The sequence below is a fragment of the Staphylococcus argensis genome, from assembly GCF_002902305.1.
GTDB lineage: Bacteria > Bacillota > Bacilli > Staphylococcales > Staphylococcaceae > Staphylococcus > Staphylococcus argensis.
The window spans coordinates 1-23,345 of sequence record NZ_PPPX01000010.1 but is presented as its reverse complement, the minus strand read 5'-3'; the positions used below and the strand labels follow the sequence as shown (position 1 = coordinate 23,345).

The 23,345-nt window shown below is 37.4% G+C and carries 22 protein-coding genes, 1 pseudogene and 1 riboswitch; of the genes and pseudogenes, 6 read left to right on the top strand and 17 right to left on the bottom strand.

The window, feature by feature from the left end; all coding sequences use genetic code 11:
• Window positions 1-61: 61 nt before the first annotated feature.
• The 7 genes from acpS to CD039_RS06825 all read right to left on the bottom strand — a co-directional run bounded on the left by acpS (window position 62) and on the right by CD039_RS06825 (window position 7,978).
• A complete protein-coding gene (gene acpS / locus CD039_RS06855) occupies window positions 62-412 on the bottom strand; it encodes a holo-ACP synthase (RefSeq protein WP_103371698.1) in 351 nt (116 codons plus the stop codon).
• Between the two features lie 272 nt (window positions 413-684).
• Window positions 685-1,254, bottom strand: a complete 570-nt coding sequence (locus tag CD039_RS06850; protein WP_103371697.1) for a PH domain-containing protein — start codon at window positions 1,252-1,254, stop codon at window positions 685-687.
• A complete protein-coding gene (locus tag CD039_RS06845; protein WP_103371696.1) occupies window positions 1,241-2,743 on the bottom strand; it encodes a PH domain-containing protein in 1,503 nt (500 codons plus the stop codon). The genes CD039_RS06850 and CD039_RS06845 overlap by 14 nt, the downstream gene beginning before the upstream one ends.
• On the bottom strand, window positions 2,736-3,215 hold the full coding sequence (locus CD039_RS06840) for a PH domain-containing protein (RefSeq protein ID WP_103371695.1): 480 nt from the start codon (window positions 3,213-3,215) through the stop codon (window positions 2,736-2,738). Before CD039_RS06840 ends, CD039_RS06845 begins: the two co-directional genes overlap by 8 nt.
• Before the next feature lie 227 nt (window positions 3,216-3,442).
• Complete coding sequence (gene cshA, locus CD039_RS06835; RefSeq protein ID WP_103371694.1) at window positions 3,443-4,933, bottom strand: degradosome RNA helicase CshA; 1,491 nt, start codon at window positions 4,931-4,933, stop codon at window positions 3,443-3,445.
• A 598-nt stretch (window positions 4,934-5,531) separates the two neighbouring features.
• Window positions 5,532-6,896 (bottom strand): UDP-N-acetylmuramoyl-tripeptide--D-alanyl-D-alanine ligase, encoded by a 1,365-nt coding sequence (locus tag CD039_RS06830; protein ID WP_103371693.1) that lies wholly within the window; start codon window positions 6,894-6,896, stop codon window positions 5,532-5,534.
• Window positions 6,897-6,907: 11 nt separating this feature from the next.
• Window positions 6,908-7,978 (bottom strand): D-alanine--D-alanine ligase, encoded by a 1,071-nt coding sequence (locus CD039_RS06825; protein WP_103371692.1) that lies wholly within the window; start codon window positions 7,976-7,978, stop codon window positions 6,908-6,910.
• Window positions 7,979-8,204: 226 nt separating this feature from the next.
• On the opposite strand from CD039_RS06825, the gene CD039_RS06820 reads away from it, so the two are divergent.
• Entirely contained in the window at window positions 8,205-9,398 is a 1,194-nt protein-coding gene (locus tag CD039_RS06820) for an FtsW/RodA/SpoVE family cell cycle protein (protein ID WP_103371691.1), read from the top strand.
• A 299-nt stretch (window positions 9,399-9,697) separates the two neighbouring features.
• Here CD039_RS06820 and CD039_RS06815 read toward each other — a convergent pair whose 3' ends face one another.
• The 3 genes from CD039_RS06815 to csoR form a co-directional block, all read right to left on the bottom strand.
• A complete protein-coding gene (locus CD039_RS06815) occupies window positions 9,698-9,838 on the bottom strand; it encodes an Lmo0850 family protein (RefSeq protein ID WP_088606361.1) in 141 nt (46 codons plus the stop codon).
• Between the two features lie 256 nt (window positions 9,839-10,094).
• Window positions 10,095-10,304: a putative copper chaperone CsoZ gene (csoZ, locus tag CD039_RS06810; protein WP_415640385.1), complete on the bottom strand. Its 210-nt coding sequence runs from the start codon at window positions 10,302-10,304 to the stop codon at window positions 10,095-10,097.
• Between the two features lie 17 nt (window positions 10,305-10,321).
• Window positions 10,322-10,606 (bottom strand): copper-sensing transcriptional repressor CsoR, encoded by a 285-nt coding sequence (csoR, locus tag CD039_RS06805; RefSeq protein ID WP_103371689.1) that lies wholly within the window; start codon window positions 10,604-10,606, stop codon window positions 10,322-10,324.
• Between the two features lie 159 nt (window positions 10,607-10,765).
• On the opposite strand from csoR, the gene cls reads away from it, so the two are divergent.
• Window positions 10,766-12,238: a cardiolipin synthase gene (gene cls, locus CD039_RS06800; RefSeq protein WP_103371705.1), complete on the top strand. Its 1,473-nt coding sequence runs from the start codon at window positions 10,766-10,768 to the stop codon at window positions 12,236-12,238.
• Between the two features lie 42 nt (window positions 12,239-12,280).
• Window positions 12,281-12,958, top strand: coding sequence for an HD domain-containing protein (locus tag CD039_RS06795; protein WP_103371688.1), 678 nt, complete (start codon window positions 12,281-12,283; stop codon window positions 12,956-12,958).
• A 379-nt stretch (window positions 12,959-13,337) separates the two neighbouring features.
• Here the strand turns inward: CD039_RS06795 and yidC are convergent, their stop codons facing one another.
• The 6 genes from yidC to CD039_RS06765 all read right to left on the bottom strand — a co-directional run bounded on the left by yidC (window position 13,338) and on the right by CD039_RS06765 (window position 19,287).
• A complete protein-coding gene (gene yidC / locus CD039_RS06790) occupies window positions 13,338-14,207 on the bottom strand; it encodes a membrane protein insertase YidC (RefSeq protein WP_103371687.1) in 870 nt (289 codons plus the stop codon).
• A gap of 79 nt (window positions 14,208-14,286) precedes the next feature.
• Window positions 14,287-14,934: a thiamine phosphate synthase gene (gene thiE, locus CD039_RS06785; RefSeq protein WP_103371686.1), complete on the bottom strand. Its 648-nt coding sequence runs from the start codon at window positions 14,932-14,934 to the stop codon at window positions 14,287-14,289.
• Window positions 14,934-15,725, bottom strand: coding sequence for a hydroxyethylthiazole kinase (thiM, locus tag CD039_RS06780; protein WP_167386238.1), 792 nt, complete (start codon window positions 15,723-15,725; stop codon window positions 14,934-14,936). Before thiM ends, thiE begins: the two co-directional genes overlap by 1 nt.
• Window positions 15,718-16,539: a bifunctional hydroxymethylpyrimidine kinase/phosphomethylpyrimidine kinase gene (gene thiD, locus CD039_RS06775; RefSeq protein WP_103371684.1), complete on the bottom strand. Its 822-nt coding sequence runs from the start codon at window positions 16,537-16,539 to the stop codon at window positions 15,718-15,720. Before thiD ends, thiM begins: the two co-directional genes overlap by 8 nt.
• Entirely contained in the window at window positions 16,532-17,221 is a 690-nt protein-coding gene (tenA, locus tag CD039_RS06770; RefSeq protein ID WP_103371683.1) for a thiaminase II, read from the bottom strand. The genes thiD and tenA overlap by 8 nt, the downstream gene beginning before the upstream one ends.
• 71 nt (window positions 17,222-17,292) lie before the next feature.
• Window positions 17,293-17,392: riboswitch (TPP riboswitch) on the bottom strand.
• An 80-nt stretch (window positions 17,393-17,472) separates the two neighbouring features.
• The gene (locus CD039_RS06765; RefSeq protein ID WP_103371682.1) at window positions 17,473-19,287 is read right to left on the bottom strand and encodes an acyltransferase family protein; all 1,815 of its coding nucleotides are present in this window, start codon (window positions 19,285-19,287) and stop codon (window positions 17,473-17,475) included.
• Window positions 19,288-19,791: 504 nt separating this feature from the next.
• Between CD039_RS06765 and CD039_RS06760 the strand changes: the two genes are divergently transcribed.
• From CD039_RS06760 to CD039_RS06750, 3 genes and pseudogenes are all read left to right on the top strand, one after another.
• Window positions 19,792-20,370 carry a YSIRK-type signal peptide-containing protein gene (locus CD039_RS06760; protein WP_103371681.1) on the top strand — a complete coding sequence of 193 codons (579 nt, stop codon included), beginning with the start codon at window positions 19,792-19,794 and terminating at the stop codon, window positions 20,368-20,370.
• Complete coding sequence (locus tag CD039_RS06755) at window positions 20,367-21,134, top strand: peptidoglycan DD-metalloendopeptidase family protein (protein ID WP_103371680.1); 768 nt, start codon at window positions 20,367-20,369, stop codon at window positions 21,132-21,134. Before CD039_RS06760 ends, CD039_RS06755 begins: the two co-directional genes overlap by 4 nt.
• 110 nt (window positions 21,135-21,244) lie before the next feature.
• Window positions 21,245-22,488 (top strand): annotated as a pseudogene (locus tag CD039_RS06750) (aminoacyltransferase).
• Between the two features lie 148 nt (window positions 22,489-22,636).
• Here CD039_RS06750 and CD039_RS12060 read toward each other — a convergent pair.
• Window positions 22,637-23,345 (bottom strand): LysM peptidoglycan-binding domain-containing protein (locus CD039_RS12060; protein ID WP_338112678.1); only part of this gene is annotated, 709 nt, incomplete at its 5' end.

Sequence of the window (23,345 nt, the reverse complement as noted above, 5' to 3'; positions counted from 1 at the left end):
CTCCTGTAGTGTTTGTGTGTTTACTAATTATTTTTGATCGTGGTTTCTACAATTTATAAGCTTATTCTTCTATAATCACTTCGCTCATCGCATAATGATCAGTATGTGTAATACTTACATGTACACGATACGTATCATGATCTATGCAAGGTTTACCTCGCGCATCGTTATAACAATCAATCTCATTAAACGCGACAGTTTGACCGATTCCTGTACCGAGCGCTTTACTATATGCCTCTTTACAAGCGAACCGCCCAGCTAGAAATTCAATCTTTCGTCCTTCTAGTTGAAATTCCTTGAGTTTCTGTTGTTCATTGGGCGTGAGGATGCGCTCTATCAGTTTAGGTTGACGTTGATATATCTTAGTGATGCGTGGGATTTTAACCAAATCAATCCCGATTCCCACTATCATGACTCCACCTCTTTTAGTTTGGAACAAATTTTGAAAGTTTATTTTCTATTATATAACTGCTTCTCGTTTTTTAAAAAGGAAAAGCTGAAGAACGCTTGGGCAAAATGAATAAAATTTTTACTTTCGCTTAGGAGAAGAACAGAAATTCATGTGTTTTCGGGGGCCAGCTCCGCAATAAGAATGAGTGAATTCGAAAAAGCGAAGCGCCTTATCAAATTAGATCAGCTACTTCGCTTATGTTCGTCACTCTTGAAACAATAATAAACTCTGTATTAAATATCTGTTTTAGTGATACTTTCTACAGTCTCGGGTTCAGTTCTTTTCTCTTGTGCTTCATCTCCCGTTACTTCTTTGTGTTCATCTTTCTCTTCTTTACTATAGCGTTGTAACTGTTGTTTTAACTCTAAAGCAGTGTCTCGAGGAATTAAATTGATTTCAGCATTACCTCCTGCTGTAGAAAGAATGACGTCAGCAAGTCCAAACTTGCGCATAATAATCCCTTCGTACGTATCTACGTTCTGCACTCTGAAATGTGGTATTTGATCTGTTTGAATAAACCACAGCCCTCTACGAATCGTCGTATGATGCGCTTCAACACGATAGCGAAAGACTTTGTATTTATATATCGGAGAGATAACAACGTATATAATGATATGAAGTACTATGATTACAACTCCAATTCCGCTTAACCACCAATATACGGTTGGGTTGTTAATATGGAGTAGAAATTTTGCAAACAATTCTATACCAACTAATATGAGCAGAATAACAACACTCCATATGCCTCCTGCGATTCGCATCACAGTCTTACCTCTTGGGTGCATAAAGTTATAGTGTGGCATCTCTTCCACCTCCTAAATACCAATCTTTCACTTTCTCAGATGTCTGTTGCTCTGCAAATCTCAATCCTATATGTTGATTCGTTGCAGCTTGAGCAATGGTCACTTTGAATGTTCGTAAGTGACTCCGTTGCATGAATGGATTGCTTTTAATCGTCATACCAATCAGCTTATCTTGCTTAATATAATACTGTTTCATACTGAATAAACGCGCGTTTCGTATTGAAATCTCATCATCTATGATTTGTGAACCTGAATTTCTAATCGCTAACACACCACGGACAATGAGTAAGGCGATAATTACACCTGCTGCAATGTACAAGTATGGTTGCCAGAAGTAGTGTACGATCGCCGCAATCGCTAACAAGATGAGCGATTCACGCCAGAAATATCTGTGAAAGCCTCTCCATGGCATTCCAGGTTGAACTTGACCGAAACGCATAGATGGCACAAGTTGATTGAGCAGCTCATACCCTTTGTCTCTTTTTATAAAAGGCAAGCAAGTCACATGGCCATTAGGTGTAGCTTCACCATCGCCATCCTCCATGTCACTCGTGATAATCAAACTTAATGAAGTGTAACCAAATAACTTTCGTAAATACGATTGCTTTTCCTCAACAGCTTGGACACGATTCGTCGGTACGGTCACACTTTTAACACTAATAAGGCCATAACGAATCTTAAGTTGATGACCGGTTTGTTTCAAAGTGAAACCATAATTTCTGACAAACTCAATACCTGTGCCAATGATATAACAAAGCACTAGAAATAATAAGACTAAAATAATGCCAAAGGTTACTGCACTCTGAATGAAGTATGAGAATTCACCGAATAATTTGTCCCAAGGTATATACTGGTTAACAGAGAGAACGATAGGTCCGACAGTAAAGATTGTCGCGCCAATCGCACCACTCGTCATCGCCATAAACAAGACTTCTTTAAAGGTTAAGTGATAGAGATGATGTACTGGCATATCCGCTTGAGTGGCTTGTTCATCATGAGTTTCTTCTTGAGTCATTTCTGTTTCGGTTACATCGCCATCTAATCGATGTTGCGCGTGTTGAATCGCTTGCTCTATCGCTTCACTTTGATCACGTGATACACTTTCAAGGTCGACACCATCACTTGGCGTCTTGATCTGTAATTTCACGCCACCGACTAGTCGTTGTGCGAGCTCTTGTTGCGTATCAATCGATTGAATACGACGAATATCAATTTCCTTGCGCTTGATATTCAACACACCACTTCGAACGATAAAGTAACGTTCCTCTAGCCAATAACGTGTATTATAAACTCTGAGAATATTCGCTATAAAAGATATGAGAAATATTAAAGCGAATACGCCTGGAGATAAATAAGAATAAGGATCAGTGAAATCGAAATTGCGAATCCCAAACAGAAAGAACAAGATAATAATTATAAAGTTCTGCTTAATTGCATTAATAATTCCTGTCACATAGGAGATCGGATGTAGTTTCTGTGGCTCAGACATCGGTATTCACTCCTTTCAGCTTCGTCAACAGATGTTCTTCTATTTCTTGTACCGTCGTCTCATGCATGAGTGGCAATTCTACTCCGTGCCCTGCCGTTACAACAACCACATTGCAAAGACCCATGCGATGCAATATCGGATTCTCTTTACGCACGATAAATTGGATACGTTCAATATTGACGAGCTTCTGCTTTTTAAAGAAAAAGCGACGATCTACTGCGAGATAACTCTCAGTGACTTTGTAATATGTAAAACGATACTCTATTAAAGGTTTGAAAATGCAATTAATGGCAACAAGCAAGCCTATTAAAGCAATTAAATAAATCAACCAACTCCACCAATGGAAATAAAGTGTTAGGAATAAGAAGAGTCCTAACAATAGAAAGGCGATAACAAAGTTCATCACTTGGACGAAATAATAATATTTCTGCACTTGTTTTGGAGAACGTTGGAAATTAGCGTATGTATCCATCGAAATGATATGTCACTCCTTCACGATTTAAATAACGCCTTTAGTATAGCATAATGAAAAAAGCTTTTGGAAATCGATATAAGATAATTTGTTTATATTATTTAAATTTCGTTACAACGGCGCTAAAAAATAAAAAAACGAACGCCCTACTACAAGAGCGTCCGCTTTCACGATTTCTATTCAATTATACAACTGTGTACGCATTTCCTCGCACACGCGCTTACTATCTATTTCTTATGATCTGCGAACGTACGCCCTTTTTTCGTACGTTTACGATCGCGATCGCGTTTATCAGAATTACGACCTTTATAATTGCGGTTGTTTCGTTTATTTTTATAACGATTGTTGCGTTTATCGAACTTACCGCCTTTACGTGACGGTTTGCTACCACGTTTACGTGCAAGTGGTTTTTCAAATGTAAGTTGAACCTCTACATCGTCATTCGATTCAACGAGTTCTTGCAACATTGCTGCTGTTAATTCAATCGCACTATATTCATCAAGTAATTGTTCAGCAATACGTTCAAGACGTGGTTCTCTTTCACGTTCCATCCAGTTCTGTACTTTATCTTTAATATCTTTCTCACGAGCGCGTAAGACTTCTTTACGATGTGGCGGTCTTAAAGCGCGCATTTGTCGTTCATTCGTTTGTTCGATTTGACGAATGTAATCCATCTCGATTGGGTTAACGAATGTCACAGCGATACCCTCTTTACCAGCACGACCCGTACGTCCGATACGGTGTGTATAGCTTTCAGTATCTTGTGGGATATCGAAGTTGTAGACGTGACTGACGCCAGAAATGTCTAATCCACGTGCGGCAACATCTGTCGCTACGAGAATGTCGATTTGGTCATTTTTAAATTTCTTCAAGACTTCTAAACGTTTCGCTTGCGTGATGTCACCGTGTAGTCCTTCAGCTTTGTAGCCTTTAGATAAAAGTGCACTCGTTAACTCGTCGACACGACGCTTCGTACGACCAAAGACGATCGCTAAGTCAGGACGATGAACATCTAAGAAGTTCGTAAACGTTTCAAATTTCTCAAGTTCTTTAACGATAGTATAGAATTCTTCAATTTGTGGGTCTGATAATTCATTATTCATCGTCTTAACGATTTCAGGATGATTCATAAATTGTTGCACAAGATTTTGAATCGCTTTAGGCATTGTCGCTGAGAATAACATCGTTTGACGTTGTTCTTTCGGAATCTTGTCCATAATAAATTTCATGTCATCAATGAAGCCCATGTTCATCATTTCATCCGCTTCATCCAATACGAGCGTATGAATACCATTTGTTTTTAACGTGCGGCGGTTAAGATGATCAATGACACGGCCAGGTGTGCCTACAACGATTTGTGGACGTTTCTTCAACGCTTTGATTTGTCTATCAATGGGCATACCACCAAATACAGTTACGACGCGTACACGTTGACCTTCACTAAATTCTCTCAATTGTTCAGCCACTTGCATAGCGAGCTCACGAGTTGGTGCTAAGATGAGCGCTTGAACACCATCATGTCCTACAACTTTCTCAATTAATGGAATACCGAATGCGCCAGTCTTACCTGTACCTGTTTGCGCTTGTCCTAATATATCTCGACCCTCAAGGGCATAAGGGATGCTTTCTTGTTGAATCGGCGTTGGCTCTTCAAACCCCATATTGTGAAGGGTTTCTACTGTTTTAGCCGAGATCCCTAATTCTTTAAAATTTTGCAATATAATTCTCCTTTATTTATCTGTATTACAATACAAATATGTTCACTTAATTTACTTCAACTTCTTAATATTACCACCTGGCTTACAGAATAGCAATCCTCCCAGATTGTATAGAAGATTGAAATTACTTACTTATTTTGGTAAAAATAATTTCTCTTTAGTATTATCATTTTTAATGATGCATATCTAGGTCAATGAAACTAACTAAATATATTTAACTTTCAATGTTTAACTCTCACTTGCATAGGGGCCACGCTCAACTAATTCTTCTCGCTTAAAGAGCTCAAAGAATGGATTTTCGCTGTGTCCATGTTCCCTCATGCGTCTCGAGTCCCCATTGAAATTTTCTTATATTCATATCTAATTATGCTTTTCTCATTCTTATAAGATCTCTGTTTTAAAATTAGAGTTATAATAAATACTCTCTTTAATTATCTATTTAAAGTAATATAAATGTAGTATTAATTTTTTCTCATCAACCGTACCCCTTAACTTAATTATGTCGAACTACTCTACCCTACCCCCTATACAAAAACAAGACACTCAAAAGCATAGCGCCTCTGAGTGCCTTCTCTATCTAAATAAATTCGATTATACTTTAGTCTTCTAATAACGCATTAACGACTTCTTCAAGTTTCATTCCTCGAGATCCTTTTACGAGAACGATTGCACCAGGCTGAATAATCTCACGTAATGCGTCTATCAACTCACTTTTATCATCAAAGTGGCGGTTCGTCTTCACATAAGAAGTACTCGCTTTCGCAATGGCTTGAGATTCCGCACCAAGCGTATACACGACATCAATACCTTTACGATATGTGTGCTCACCAACAGATGCATGCATCACTTCGCTCATCTCACCAAGCTCCAGCATATCACCGAGCACTAAGATCTTCTGCTTACCGTCCATGTCTGCCACAGTATCAATGGCTGCACGCATACTCGTTGGACTTGCATTGTAAGCATCATTAATCACTACTGTGCCGTCCGCTTTCTTATGTTGCTCCATACGCATCGCTGTAAGCTGAACTTGACTCAAATTACGCTGAATCGTTTCATAGTTAAGGTTCATCGCATGACCTACAGCAATCGCAATTGCCGCATTCTTCATGTTGTGTGTGCCGAGTATGGGTAGATCGTAGGCTTCACTTCCGTTAATCGTAAAATGAATACCTGTAGCCTCGACATCATTGAGTTGACATACATAATCGCACTCGTCACTTAATCCAATACTTAAGCTCTCGAGTTGTTGAAGTTTCTGCACATGTGGTTTCAGTAGGGGTTCATCGCCATCATAAATAAATAGGCCATCGTCCTTCATACCTAGCACGATTTCTGATTTCGCTTGAGCAATACCTTCCCGTGAACCTAAATCTTGCATATGAGATTCACCAATATTTGTAATAACTCCAATATCAGGCTGCGCAAGTTGAGAGAGTGCCTCAATTTCATGGTAACCTGACATACCCATTTCTAAGATAGAAACTTCAGTATCTTGGTCTAACTCAAGAATAGTGAGTGGCATACCGATTTCATTATTATAATTACCTTGTGTCTTTTTAACTTTAAACTCTGGAGCTAAGACACTTTCAATCATATCTTTCGTCGTCGTCTTACCATTTGAACCAGTAACTGCGATAACTTTAGGATCGACGTGGCGAAGATAAGCTTGAGCGAGTTGTTGTAGTGCTTGTAACGTGTCTTCTACCCAGATGATAGGGCCATCAACTTCTTCAGCAAGCGCTGTATCTTTTTGATGGAAGCAAGCGCCTGCACCGTCTTTCAACGCTTGTGGAACGAAACGGTGGCCGTCCACATTCTCACCTTTAAATGGGATAAATAAAGTACCTTGCTCCACCTCACGAGAATCGATGGTCGCGCCCTTAATTGAACGATCTAAATAAGCTGAATCTATCTCACAATCAATCCAGTCTTGAACTTGTCTTAAACTTACTTCAATCATCGTCTATCGCCTCAGTCAATTTGATATTTGTTCTTCTTCTTATCTTCATATTTCTCTTTCGCTAAAGAGATTAATTTCTCGATAAGATCGGCATAAGATAAGCCCATGTTCTCCCATAAACTTGGATACATACTATATTGTGTAAATCCTGGCATCGCATTCGTTTCATTGATGAAGATTTGATTGTCTTCAGTAACGAAGAAATCAGCACGAAGTAAACCTGAACAATCTGTAGCTTTAAATGCTTCGACTGCCATGTCACGTAACGTTTGTTGTACTTCTTCATCTAATTTCGCAGGGATTGAAAGTTCAATCTTACCGTCTTGGTATTTCGCTTTATAGTCATAGAATGCGACGTCTTTAAGCACTTCACCTGGTAACGTCGTCTCAGGATAGTCATTGCCTAGTACAGCTACCTCAACTTCGCGTGCTGTTATACCTTGCTCAATCACTAATTTACGATCAAATTGGAACGCTTCTTGGATGCCTTCAACGAGCTCTTCTTCGTTATGACATTTACTAATTCCTACGCTTGAACCTAAGTTGGCTGGCTTCACAAATACCGGAAATTGTAATTTATCGTTAACGAGTTTCAAGATATTAGAGCGGTATTTTTCAAATTCACTTCTGAGAAAGCTCACGTAAGGCAATTGTGGTAAACCGCGATGTGCAAAGAGTTGTTTCATCACAAGTTTGTCCATTGAGCTTGAAGCAGCAAGCACACCATTGCCTACATATGGAATGTCTAATACTTCGAAGAGACCTTGAATCGTGCCATCTTCACCATTCGGTCCATGTAGGAGTGGAAAGACTGCACTATATGGTTCTTGATTATGCGTTTCTAGTAGTAGACGTGAGATATCGCCACTCTCGATATCCTGTAAATCAAGTTCGTCAGTGCTTGAAATAGTTTCAGTAATATTTTCTTTCTTCTTCCAGTCACCTTCATTTGTTATGTAAATGATGTCGACGTGATAGTGCGATTTGTCTATCGCATTGAGCACGTTTTGCGCAGTGAGCATAGATACGTCGTGTTCTGCGCTTTTCCCTCCATAGATGATACAAATATTTTCTTTAGCCATAACTTAGCCTCCATAATCAATTCTTAAACTACATCATATCACGTTTAGCATGTATGTTGCATTTACCAACTTGTCTAAATTATACATTATATCGTGAGTAGTTGAGTTGTGATTATTAAAATTCTAGTTGTTCTTATACCCCTACTTCTAGCAAATTAATACAAAGTTCGATAAAATCAGGATATACTAATAACTTAGAAACTATCGAGCAATAAAGGGGTTCAATATGAATACGTCACGTCAAACGAAACATAATTCGTGGATTCAAAGAGTGGACTGGATTATCATTCTATTCCTTATCGTCTTTGCGCTGATAAGTGTGACCATCATCAGTTCAGCGATGGGCGGCGGTCAGTACAGTGCAAACTTTAGTATTAGACAAATCTTATATTACATATTTGGGTTTATCATCGCCCTGTTTATCATGTTTATCTCACCAAAGAAATTAATGAAATATACGTATTTAATGTACGGCATTCTGTGTGCAATGCTCTTATTGCTCATAATCATGCCGGAAACACCAATCACACCGATTATCAACGGGGCGAAAAGTTGGTATGCGCTTGGTCCTGTCAGCATCCAACCCTCTGAATTTATGAAGATTATCTTAATTCTCGCCCTGGCGAAACTCATCACGCGACATCATAAATTTACTTTTAACAAGTCTATCGAGACAGATTTCAAACTTCTATTAAAAATCATTGGTCTCTCAATCATTCCGATGTTGCTCATTCTGTTGCAGAATGACTTGGGTACAACGCTCGTACTTTGTGCGATTATCGCCGGCGTGTTAATCGTCAGTGGTATCACTTGGAAGATTCTCGCCCCCATCTTTATCACAGCTATCGTCATGGGTGGCGGCATTATTCTCTCAATCATCTTCAAACCTTCGTTGATTGAGAATATGATTGGTATTAAGACGTACCAACTTGGTCGTATCAACTCTTGGCTTGATCCGTATACGTATAGCAGTGGCGACGGTTATCATCTCACAGAATCTCTTAAAGCAATCGGTTCAGGTCAACTATTTGGTAAAGGATTCAATCACGGTGAAGTTTACATCCCTGAGAACCACACTGACTTTATCTTCTCAGTGGTGGGTGAAGAATTTGGATTCCTAGGTGCAGTCGTACTGTTGCTCTTATTCCTAGGATTTATCTTCTACCTTTCACGTTTAGCAGCGAACAATACATTTTCTTATAACAAGACTTTTATCATCGGTTATGCGACGTTAATCCTCTTCCATGTCTTACAGAACATTGGAATGACGATTCAACTCTTACCGATTACAGGTATTCCACTTCCATTTATTAGTTATGGCGGTAGTTCGCTTTGGAGTCTGATGGTCGGTATCGGCGTCTTACTTTCAATTTCTTATCATATGCCGAAAGCTTATTCTGAAGCGAAGCCCAACTATTAAAGCTATAGGTTAGAGAGTGGCTATTATATTAAAATGGTCACGCTCAATCTATATCAAACAGAGAAAAACCTCTCAATGTTTCACTCACATTGAGAGGTTTCTTAGCGATTGAACAAGCCCTAGTTCCACGTATGTATCATACGTTCCCGTACGGAAGCTAGACTCAAGATTAAACGAAGCGATGTATCATGTACTGTTCTAGCACACGCTTATGTCATCGACTACCTGATAACTATGTCCTGTCACAGCTCGTAACATATAGAACACCTTTGCCATAGCATGACATGACACAACTTGAATTATTTTAATTTATTTGTTGCCTTAACTGTTGTAGGTAAAGTCTGCATCACTTCGAGACGTGATTTCGTCTTTTTAATGTTGACACCTAATGATGATAATAGTTTAACTACATTTTGAACTTTACTATTACGTTTCGTCATATCATCACTCCTCATTGTAACTCCTTACTTTCTATACTACCCCAATTCACTCCGGATTACTACATTATTTTTGGAAAAAATATTTTTCATTTAAATAATCGACAATTTTATGTAGATAAGCCAACTTTTTTCTAAACAATGAGGGTGTTAAAAGAGAAGAAGTGAGACTACTAAAACGTCTGAGTCGACTCGTCGTTATAAATATATTCATATGCTGCTGAATGTTGTAGCTAGAAATTTACGCTCTTCGCAACTTCTAATAGAGAATTGTATACCCCGCATCATAAATTTCTTTCTCAATTGCGTTCAAATTCGCAGGCGTTTCGAAAGTAATTGTAATATCCCCTTTCTTACCATTGATTTCTACTTCGCTTACGCCAATCATGTGAGATAATATGTGTTTCAACTCATCAATTTGATCTTGTGTAGAGATCGCTTCAGTATAAACGTGTTTCGTCTCCATCATTAAATACTCCTTTCCACTTAATCTTTCATCAATTTCTGAAATGTAACGAGAAGTTCTTCCATCGCTTCCTCTTCTTGACCGTTATTCACCTTATTCAGAATGCAACCTTTCATATGATGATCTAACAATTGTGTGGCCACACTATTTAACGCAGAACGTGTCGCTCTAATTTGTGTGAGCACATCATCACAATAAACATCTTCATCAATCATGCGATTAATCGCTCGCACTTGCCCTTCAATTCGATTTAAACGAGATTTCAAATTTGCTTTCGTCTGCTCAGAATGATGCGCATGATCCATAATAATCCCCCTATTGATAGTCTAATACGGAGTTATCGTATACCCCGCACAGGTATAAGTCAAGTGAACATCATAATATATCATGTTACAATAATATAGAACTTTTAGAAGATGTATACAAACTGTTATATAAAGGAGGTTAAAGTATTGTTAGAGTTTATGTACAATGTGTTCCCGTCTACCAACTTGATTATTAATATTATATTAATAAGTGCGTTTATATTAAACTTAGTGTTTGCTTTTACCATTATCTTTATGGAACCCCGTCAAGCTGGTGCGATTTGGGCATGGATTCTGGTTCTCGTCTTCCTACCACTCATCGGTTTCATTATTTATTTACTTTTCGGTCGACAGATTCAACGGAAACATATTTTCAAACTAGATAAGAAGGACGAAGTTGGACTTCAAATGATCATTAACGATCAACTTGAAGAGCTGCGTCGTGGTGATTTTTCTAAAAACAATCCATCTATCGTCAAATTTAAGGATATGATTCAAATGTTGCTCTATAATAATGGGTCTTTCTTCACAAATGACAATCACATCGATATCTATACCGATGGACATGAGAAATTTGATGCGTTGCTGAAAGATATTTATGCGGCCAAACATTACATACATATTCAATATTATATCTTCAGAAATGACAATCTAGGTAAAAGGATTCTTCAAGCTTTGGAAGATAAGTTGGACGAAGGGCTCGAAGTAAAGATGTTGTATGATGACATGGGTTCTCGTAGTTTGTCTGTCAAAGCATTTAAACGTTTCCGTCAGAAAGGTGGCGCAGTCGAAGCATTCTTCCCATCGAAATTGCCGCTGATTAACCTGCGAATGAACAACCGTAACCATCGTAAGATTGTAGTTATTGACGGAACAATCGGTTACATCGGTGGATTCAATGTCGGAGACGAATATCTCGGTAAGAAGAAACGTTTCGGCTATTGGCGTGATACACATCTTCGTGTGACGGGTGATGCCGTCAATGCCTTGCAACTCCGCTTCATGTTGGACTGGAATGCCCAATCTTTCCGCGATACGCTCAAGTACGATGAACGTTACTTCCCAGATGTTGAATCTGGCGGAGATATCGGTATGCAAATTGCATCGAGCGGTCCTGATGAGTTTTGGGAACAAATCAAATATGGCTATTTGAAGATGATTTCAGCAGCGAAATATTCGATTTATATCCAAACGCCCTATTTCATTCCTGACCAAGCCTTTCTAGACGCGATTAAGATTGCTGCTTTAGGTGGCGTCAATGTCAATATTATGATACCTAACAAGCCTGACCATCCCTTTGTTTATTGGGCGACTTATAATAACGTTGCGTCCCTCATCGAAGCTGGCGTAAACATTTACCATTATGACAATGGCTTTCTACATGCCAAGACGATGGTCATTGATGATGAGGTCGCAAGTGTAGGCACGACAAATATTGATCATCGTAGCTTTACGTTAAACTTTGAGATTAACGCCTTTATTTACGATCGCGATATAGCGACACGTTTACGTCACATTTTTGAAAATGACATGAAGGTCTCCTATCCTTTAACGAAAGATTTGTATCAACAGCGTAGTTTATGGATTAAATTTAAAGAAGGTATCGCTCAGTTACTCTCACCTATTTTATAATAATAACGAAAGAACGTACTTTAGGGAGTTGAAACCTATATTATGAAAAAAACAGAACAAATTTGGCGTGCTGAGCAGTATATGAAAGAAGTCCATCAGCATGATGTATCTGGTCATGATGTGGCGCACGTCTATCGTGTAGTGAGTTTGGCACTTTATCTCGCAGACCAAGAAGAGAAGACAGTGGATTGTCATGTGATTCATTTGGTAGCTTTATTGCATGATACGGTGGATGAGAAATTGTTTATAGAGCACGATGCGATTGAAAAGCTTCAGCGTTTCTTAATTGAAATTGAATTGACTCACGCAGAAATTGAGGATTTACTCCATATCATTCAATATATGAGTTATCGTGGCGGACGCAATAATCATGTAGCTTTGTCATTCGAAGGTCAAATTGTGAGAGATGCAGATCGTTTGGATGCCCTAGGTGCTATCGGTATTGCGCGTACATTCCAATATGCAGGACATAGTGGCGAAGCGATGTGGACGGGGGATGCTACATTCGAACAGTTGGAATATGCTTCGGATTCTGACATACATGCCTTGTCACCTTCTGCCATTCAACATTTCTACGAGAAATTGTTTAAACTCCGTGATTTAATGCATACTGAGAGTGGCCGTGCATTAGCTGAACAGCGCCATCAGTTTATGAAACAATTTGTAGAAACATTTATGACAGAGTGGAACTTCGATAAATCACAGTTAGATAAAAAGTGAAACATTTAGCAGAGTAGGCGTATATTTGAATATCTAAAAACGTTGTGGGAAACTAAAGTAAATAACATCTTCTCATTTCCAATTTCTAATAAGAAAAGAGAAAGGATGCTAAATTGATAATTTCTAAATGAACATTCCAATTATAATTTTTTTATCTCAAAGTAGTAAATTTCAATGTGAACACGAGACGCTTGATGGAGATAGACCACAATGAAAATCCATTCTTTGAGCTCTTAGAGCGAAAAAGAATTAGTTGAGTGTGGTCCCATAAGCAAGCGAGTGTTATAACATTGAAAATTATAAACATCGTTTTAGTTCTAAATTTATCAAAAAAAGTGGAATTTCGCTTGAAATTCCACTTTTTTTTATCTCTTAAGTATTATTTTTTCTTTTTACTAGAAACAACTTGCGTATTCTTACCTTTTTTCTTGTTGTCAGCATTGTTTTTATTATAAGCATCAATCATAGGCTGTACTTCACGTTTCGCAACTTTAGAATAATGGATGTTTGCGATAAATGTTTGAATTACCAAGAATGCCGCACTGACTGACCAGTACAGACCTAATGCAGAAGATGAACTGTAAGAAATCCAGATGATCATAATTGGTGAAATAATCATCATCATGTAGCCCATTTGTTTCTGCTCTCTTGGCATACTCATACTTGAAACATAAGCTTGTAAGAAGTAAAGTACACCGGCAATAATTGTAATCCAAATGTCAGGTTTCGCAAGGTTAAACCATAAGAAGTGCGGATGTACAGTAAAGCCACCGCCTGTTGGGTGATACTTCAGTACGAAGAATAAACTCATGATGATAGGCATTTGAATGATGATTGGTAAACAACCCAACATATTCTTCATTGGGTTCATGTCATATTTCTTATAAATTTCCATCATTTCTTGGTTGGCTGCCATCTTCTCTTCTTGCGTACGTGAACGTTTCACTTTCTCTTGAACTGCATCAATATCCGGTTTCGCAATCTTCATCTTCTCACGCATCATATGACTATTTTTATAGTTTGATAACATGAAAGGAAGTAAGACGATACGAACCGCTAATACAATGACGATGATCGCAAGACCATAGTTGTCATTAAAGTGCGTACCTAACCAGTGCAAGAGCTGATCCATTGGATGTACAAATGTATTGTAGAAAAAGCCATTTTGATTTTCAGGTTTTGAATAATTACACCCTGACAACAATAGCAATGCACCTAATAACAAAGGTAGTAGCGCTTTTCTCTTCATTTTTCCACCTCTAACGATATATTCACACAAAGCTTATTCTATCATACAAATATAGAAGTAGAAAACAAAAACTGGTGAATTACTGAGATTCTTTCGCACTTTGTAAGAAATGTGCAACAGTACCTTTAATATCGTCACTTTGAGCGATTGCAGAAATGACGGAAACACCGTCTGCACCTGCTTTGAAACAGTCTTGTGCGTTACTCGTCGTAATACCTCCAATCGCGACGATAGGTAAATCACCTACATATTCTCGAAGTGTTGGAATCATCTCTGGTCCCACTGGTGCGTTAGCATCATCTTTCGATTGCGTCGCATACATTGGACCGACGCCTATATAATCTATGTACGTCAAGTCAGAATGATGATATTCATCAACATTCCCAACACTCAAACCGATTATTTTATCTTCAAATTCAGAAGCAAATTCTGCCACTGCCACGTCATCTTGACCTACATGTACCCCATCAGCATCAATAGCTTTAGCTAACTCGATATCATCATTGACGATAAAGGGGACATCATATTGATGACAGAGCGCCAGGAGATCTTCAGCTAGATGGCGTTTTTCCTCACCTTGAAGTGAAGTCGGTCCTTTTTCACGAAATTGAAATAACGTAATGCCCGCTTCAAGCGCTTCTTGCAATACGTCATGAATCGTACGATTACTTTTAACATCTTGCGTACCGCAGATAAAGTAAACCTTTAAATCCGTAGCTTTAAACATTATGACACCTCTGTTACTTGCTGGCATTGTTCAATATCTTTATTAGAGACGTGAGACAGACGATCAATAAAGTGCATTTTAAAGGTACCTGGACCTGCACCATTCGTTAATGCCTCAGCCTGTTTAGCCGCAATGTTGAACGCACTCACTGCCTCTACTAAACACTCAGCATCAGGGTGACGGTCGCGTTGGAGGAAACTTGCAATGACAGCACCAAGTAAGCAACCTGCACCTGTCACTTTCGCGAGTAATGGCGAACCATTCGCTAACTCAAAACAACGACCTTCCTGAACTACGACGTCTTTCTCTCCTGTGATAACGATTGCTGTGTGGAATTTGTCGTAAGCTTTCTTAGCGATATCCACAGCATCTAAATCATCTGCGCTATCAGTCCCTTTCATCGTCGTTTCAGAGTCAAGCAGCGTCAGAATTTCTGACGCATTACCTTTAATGACTGTCGGACGAACAACTTTCAAGAATTTGCTGCAATAGGACTTACGGAACTTCGAAGCCCCTACTGCAACAGGATCAAAGACAATCGGGCAGTCTTTCGATTGCGCGGTATGAGCAATCGCTAACATGTCTTCACCACGTGCTTGCGTCACTGTCCCGATGTTGATTAACAAAGCGCCTGCCACTTGCGCAAAGGCATCTGACTCTTCTGGCGCCTCACTCACAGCAGGGCTCGCACCTATACTCAATAATCCATTTGCTGTAAAGTTCTTCACCACATCATTCGTGTAGCACACAGTTAATGGATTGTTCTCTCGTAATTGATCTAACTTACTCATCATCTAAGCCTTCTTTCTTCATGTAAGCGAAATGATTTACTGGGCCGTGTCCTTGCCCAATTTCTGGCGTATACTTAATGCTCAAGGCAATAAAGTCTTTCGCTTTCTTCACCGCCTCATAAATTGTACGCCCTTTCGCAAGTTCTGCAGCAATCACTGCTGAGAAAGTACAACCTGTCCCGTGTGTATGTTTCGTATCATAACGTGGTGATTCAAACGTGTAGACATCATCGCGAGTGAATAAATAATCTTTCGCATGCGTACGACTTGTCGCATGTCCCCCTTTGATTACGACACCTTTACTGCCAATTTCATCTATAAAGATGTGACCCGCTTTGTAGACATCATCTTCTGATTCAATCTTCATTCCCACGATTTCTTCCGCTTCAGGTAAGTTCGGTGTCGCTACATCTGCGAGTGGTAGTAAAATGTTCTGTAAATTGCCTTTCGCTTGATCATCCATTAATGAGTCGCCACTTTTAGCCAACATCACCGGATCAATCACGTAAGGAATATCAGGATAACGCTCTAAATATTGACGAATTAATTTCATCATATCTTCTGACGCAATCATCCCTGTCTTGATTGCATGTGGAAGTTCATCATCAAAGACACTATCTAACTGTTCTTGAAGCCAGTCAAGCTCGAGGTTATGAATATGTTGAACTCCCATCGTGTTCTGAGCGACGATACTCGTAATCGCCGCCATCCCATAAACACCGCAAGAATGGAAAGATTTCAAATCTGCCATGACTCCTGCGCCGCCTGTAGGGTCTGTACCTGCTATCGTTAAAGCAATCTTAGGCTTATTCATGCGTTTGACCTCCATAGTTCCACGCTTCTTGGTTGTAAGACATACCGAAGAAATTACGTTCGTGAATTGTACTTTGTAAGAAACTTTCTTTCACTTCTTGACGTTCTTTGTCATCCATATCTGCAGTCAATTGATCCATTAATTTATCCATCACATCGACTAAGTCATCCATTTCTGTACTGTAGAAATCAAACCATTTCGCTAGTACAGAATCACGATTGAGCGCATTATCATTAAGTGCTCTCTTCGCAATGACTTGATAAACGTATGGACATGGTGCCATCGCTGCTATCGTATGCGCTGCGTTCTCTTTCGCATAAGCATTGTAATACATATGTTTGATGTAGTGATCGCCGCTCGGTGGCCAAACCTTTTCAGTCACAATCTCTTCGTAAGGTTTGTTCACGTAATCTGCTAAGATTTCATGCGCTTCAACTTCACCATCGACGATAAATTGAATCTGTTCAACGAGGAATTTCACTTCATCAAGACTTGGCACTTTAGGTATGAGTAATGCATAGATATTCGCAAATTCACGCAAGTAAGATGCGTCTGCTTTGAGATAGAAATAAACCGCTTCATTAGGCAATTTGCCATGTAACATATCTTGGATAAAAGGATCATTGTAAATATCCTCGATAATAGGTTGTGATGCTTCTTTCAATTCTTCGGAAAACTTCATCATTATGCCTCCTAATAAAAAACTACATTCCAACGTAGGAATGTAGTTTTAGACAGAAACATATTGATATTAAGGCTAAAATACTACTTTCCTACGTTGGTACTAACCAATTCAGGTTATAAGGGTCTGACTTACTGTCATCTCAGCTTACTAGCTCCCCTAGTAGTTTAATGATTTATTTAATCTAAACATAACAGATTTAGCCTTGTGGTGCAAAAGAATGCGTTGCCGTTTCAATGTGTACTGATACTTTATTGTTGTTTTTGTTTATGCACTTCAGTCAATTTGTCGATGATGGCTTGAGCTAAAGCTTTACTACCATCATATTCAAGATGGATACCATCGTAGGCGAAATATTCCGTGTGGTTCGCAGATTTCGCATACCAATCGACGACATGTACATTTTTGTAGCGTTTCTCAGCGGCGTGAATCTCACTGTTTACATGGTTCTGATAATCTCTAGGCACGCGAGTTGTCACGAGATAGATGTTGGCATCTTTCAAAGTGCCGATGAGTTCGTCGAGTTGTTCTTTTGTAAAGTCACCATTCGTCCCCAGCTCAAGAACGACGTCTTGTTTCGGTGAATTGTAGTTACTATACGAACCTTGAACGAGTGGTTTCGCTTCAATGAGTTGGCGCCCTACTTTACCGTCGATAACTGCTTTTGGTACTTTATCTTGGAAGACTTGCCCGATATCCACCATTACGTAATCACCAATTAATAGCGGTTCAATCTTTTTCAAATCGAGTTGCTTCGTATCTTTATTAATCTTCGGACCCGTTGTCGGTTGGTGTTGATGCAGCTTTTTCTTATTACTGCTAAATGATGTTTGTTTCTTCTCATGGTGTTGTGCTGCAAGAGGGTCAAAGCGACCTGTATAGAGTAAGGCAATCGAAGCTACGAATACGAGAAGCACCAGCCCACGTCCGAAGCGTTTGATTTTTATTGGATTAATAGAGAAAGCTTTCCAACCTTTGCGTCGAATCGGATTTTCAATGCAATGATAGGAGAGTTCCGTCATCGCTAACATGAGCGCGATATCTATGATATAGGCATACCATGGGATTTGTCCTGCCACAAAATGCTTGTGCGTAAACACGATGACTGGGAAATGCCATAAGTAGAGGCTGTATGACCTTTTACCAATATAGACAAAGAGTGGATTACCCATCGCTTTCGCAAAGTTACCTGAAGGATGCACTGCACTCGCAATGACCAACAACGTGAGTAGTGAGATCGCGTAGAATCCGCCGTGATAAAGCCAACTACTCTCATATTTCACTACGACAAAGAGCACGAGCAGAATCACTGTGCTGACTAACCCTACAATATCAATGCTCGACTTCAGACCTTTCGAAATATCTTTCTTGAGACTAAAAGGCGGCCATAAAAATGCTAAAAGCGAACCTAGTAGCAACGTTTGAAGACGTGTATCTGTACCGAAGTAGACGCGCGAAATATCGTGATGTAGATGAAATAGTATCGCCATTGTCAGCATCGACACTAATGAAATGATGAAGAGCATCGACATGACGAGTTTCTTATTATTCAACTTTAACAATAAATAAAGAATGATTGGATAAAAAACATAATATTGTTCTTCAATCGCTAATGACCATAAATGCTTAAACGGCGCTATCTTGAACTGATCAAAGTAATCTAAATGTTGGAAGATATACCACCAGTTCGACACGTAGAACAACGCAGCTAAGACATCTTTCTTCGTTTCAGTGATAATGCTCGGTTCAAATATCAATATATAAATGAGCGTAATCACAATAAGGAAGAATAGTGCAGGTATCAGCCTCTTAAAGCGTCGTAGCCAGAATTGTCCAAGATTGATACCTTGATTGAGATAATATTCTGAGACGAGCAACGAGGTAATGAGATAACCCGATATGACGAAGAACGTATCTACACCGAGAAATCCCCCTGTCAGCCATTGACTATTGAGATGATAAATAATGATGGCTAGTACAGCAACAGCCCTAAAGCCATCAAGACCTGGCATATATTTAGGTGTATACAATTTATGCGTACGTTTCATTTCATGATTTGTATTCATGCTGTCATCTTTCCTTCTTATTATGTATATCAATTCGTTTGTGTTAATGTTCAATGGAAATCGGAAATCTTAGTGTGAGTAGCGGTAAGCATGTGAATTTGTGTAAGATATTTACCGAATTAGGACGTATGACGCCCCTAGTCGATGTGATTAAATAACAAAGTTATAGAAGTAAACCGATTTTTAAATTCACATTCTTATTTAATATTTTCAGGTTAAAATGCAATTAAAAATTATTTCATACTTTCGCCTCGCATGTCTTATAAGAAAATTAAAGAATAGATTTATTTTAGCATACTTCGAAGTGGAGGAGTAGAGGTTTTATAAGAGATTTTTTCTCTTTTCTCAAAACTCACCGACATATAACTTAAATAAATTATATATAAAATTCTAATAATATATTTACATTAAATTTACATAATTGAAATATTTTATTAATAGAAATAAACAATATTTAATGTGATAATTACAGTGCTATAAATATTAAATAAAGGAGTTATTTTTATGAAAAGTTTATTCAAAAACTTACATTTATTTTCTATTCGTAAACTTACTATAGGAACTGCCTCAGTTATGTTAGGTTCACTATTTATTTTAGGAGGTTCACACAACGCTCATGCTGCTGAGAATAAAAATACTATAAATGAAGAATCTAGCTTAGAAGTTCAACAACAAGAAAACGACGAACTTGAAGCTAATACTGAAAACCAATCTAATAATACATCTCAAAATAAGACTTTAGAGAATAACCCCCAAGATACTAACTATGGAAAACAAGCTCAAGAAAATATATCTTCCACTGATAAATCTGAGCAACCTACTACTCAGAATAACTTAACTAATGAAAAACAAAATCAAAATGAAACTCAGTTACAATCAAATAAAGATTATCAAAGTAATCAATCCCGAGATAAAAGTCACTCAACTCAAGAAGAAATCGCTTCAAATCATCAACCTGTTAATGATAATAAAAATTTATCCAGTAATACTGAGCAACAAATCAATCAATCTACTTCAGTTAACCAAGATAAAAATAGAGAATATACTGCTAATAATACTTCAATTGATAATAAAAAAATATGAATTCATTTTTAATTACTCAAGAAGCTGGAAAGAAAAATTATGGATCAGCGAAATGGTTAACAAAACATAAAATTTCTTATGGGTTTGGGCGTTATAATTTACCAAATAACGGGGGTCAACATTACGGAGTAGACTTCGTTATGCCAGTTGGAACACCTATTAAAGCAGTTACTGGTGGTAAAGTACTAAATGCTTCATGGGATCCCATGGGTGGAGGTAACACACTAACGATTCAAGAACCAGATGGGAAACATACTCAATTTTATATGCACTTAAATAAATTTAATGTGTCTAAAGGTCAAAATATTAAAACAGGACAAGTAATAGCTCATTCCGGTAATACTGGAAACACAACAGGACCACATTTACACTTTCAACGTATGAATGGCACACCAAGTAATCAAACAGCAGTGAATCCCCTTCCTTTCTTAAAATCAATCGGTTATGGTAAAAAAGCTACTGGTAAGACTCCATCTGCTTCTAATGGATTCAAAACTAATAAATATGGAACGCTTTATAAATCCGAAAAAGCATCATTTACACCAAACACAAATATTATCACTAGAAAAACAGGTCCTTTTAGAAGTATGAAACAAGCAGGAATTTTAAAAGCTGGTAAGAAAATTAACTATGATGAAGTAATGAAACAAGATGGTTATGTTTGGTTAGGTTATGGAAGTAAAAAGAACCGTAAATACGTACCAATTAGAACTTGGAATAGAAATACTAACGCTATGGGACCAATTTGGGGGAAAATTAGTTAATTTAACTTAGAGGTCTGTGTATAATCACACAGGCCTCTAACTATATTTGTAATTAAGTTATTTTTTATATATAATTAATTAACATAAGAATAAAGTAATTGGAGGTTATTATGAAGTTTACTAATCTAAGTAAAAAAGAGTTTCAAGCATTTACAAATAAGAATTTCTCGCATTATACTCAAGATATAAAAACATATGATTTTTATAAGAAAAACAATAAAGAAGTGCACCTTGTTGGACTTAAAGATGAGAATCAAAATATTAAAATCGCATGCTTATTAACTGCTAGCAGATCTCTTAAAATATTCAAATATTTTTATTCTCAACGTGGCCCTGTCTTTGCAACAAATGATAATCAAGAAATTAAATTCTTTTTTAAAAGTTTAATAAAATATTTGAAGAAAAATAAATGTTTATATCTTAGGATAGATCCTTACATATTAGAAAATCTAAGAAAACCTAACGGAGAAATAATTAAACATCACGACAATCAAGAGTTTAAAAATATAATGGATCAATTAGGTTACCAACATCAAGGTTATACTGTAGGTTATTCTAAAATTAGCCAAATTCGATGGTTATCTGTTTTAAACTTACTAGATAAATCAGAAGATGAACTACTTAAAGATATGAACTATCAAACTAGAAGAAATATAAAAAAACATATGAGATGGGAGTCCAGGTTCAAACGCTTCCTATTGATGAAACACCACGCTTCTTCGAACTATTTAAAATGGCAGAAGAAAAACATGGCTTCTCTTTTAGAGATGAACCCTATTTCGAAAAAATGCAAAAAATGTATGGAGATCAAGCTCAACTTAAATTAGCGTATATTGATTTAAATAAACTATTAGCGTCACAAAAAGAAAATGAAGATTCCTTGAAAAATAAACTTAAAGAAATCGAGACTAAATTAGAAGAAAGTCCAAATTCTAAGAAAAATAAGAATAAATATAATCAAACCTCACAACAACTTAAAAGTCAACAAAAGAAAATTAAAGAGACTAATTATAATATAGAAAATTATGGTAACAAAGTCGATTTAGCTGCTGCTCTTTATATCTTTAATAATCATGAAGTATATTATCTTTCAAGTGGATCAAATCCTACATTTAATCCATATATGGGCGCTTATAGACTTCAATGGGAAATGATCAAGTTTGCAAAAGAAAACAATATTCCTCGTTATAACTTCTATGGTATAACAGGCGATTTTTCTGATACCGCTGAGGATAAAGGAGTTCAAGAGTTTAAAGAAGGCTTTAATGCTAATGTTGAAGAGTATATAGGTGACTATATTAAGCCTATACGTCCTATATTATATAATGTATACAAAAAGATTCTTGGTCGATAATAAAATTAGAATTCCATCATAATAAGGAAATAAAATATTTATAACTACTATATGAACTTTCACTATATAATATCTTTGATTTCTATAAATAACGGAAAATGAGCTTAAGTGCGCTAATTCACTTAAGCTCATTTTTAGTTTAAACTATTTATTTAAAGATCTGTTGTGCTTGTGCAAAGAACTGTTGACGCTGTGCTAATCCATTATTACCACCATTAACTAATTGTGAAACTTGAGTAACTGATGCTCCATTTTCAATAGCACCATTAATATTTTTTAAATTATTCCAGAAGAATGCTGATGCTTTCCAAGGATAATTATTAGCTACATACTGTGCACCTTTTGCTAAAATATTTTTATCTCCCATAGCTTTAGAAAAGGCTGTATAATTGTTTCTACCTGTTAATTGAATATAACCAGCACCTTTGAACTTTCTTCCATCACCAGCTTGAGTATTGCCTAAATCAGTTCTTCCTTCATAATCTGATCCATCAGCTAACTCTAAAGTATATAGTCCTAATTGTGATTCTGCTGCTGTTTGAGCCATAAAATGTTGAATTTTCAATGGTGTATTTATCTTATATTCGTTTAATGCGTCATTTAAGTCTTTTACACTCGATTTAGATACATTTTTCCATCCAAATTGCTGAAGTTGAGATTTACTTACCAGTTGTTTACCATGACTTTTACTTGGTTTTGATGGTTTGGATGGTTTTGAAGTGCTTTGCTTAGGTACTTTAATAGTTTGGCCAGCTTGGATATTATTAGCATTCTTAATTTTATTCAACTTTTGCAAGTTTGAAGTTGTAGTTTTAAATTTGTTAGCGATACCTCCAAGTGTATCTCCGTTCTTAATA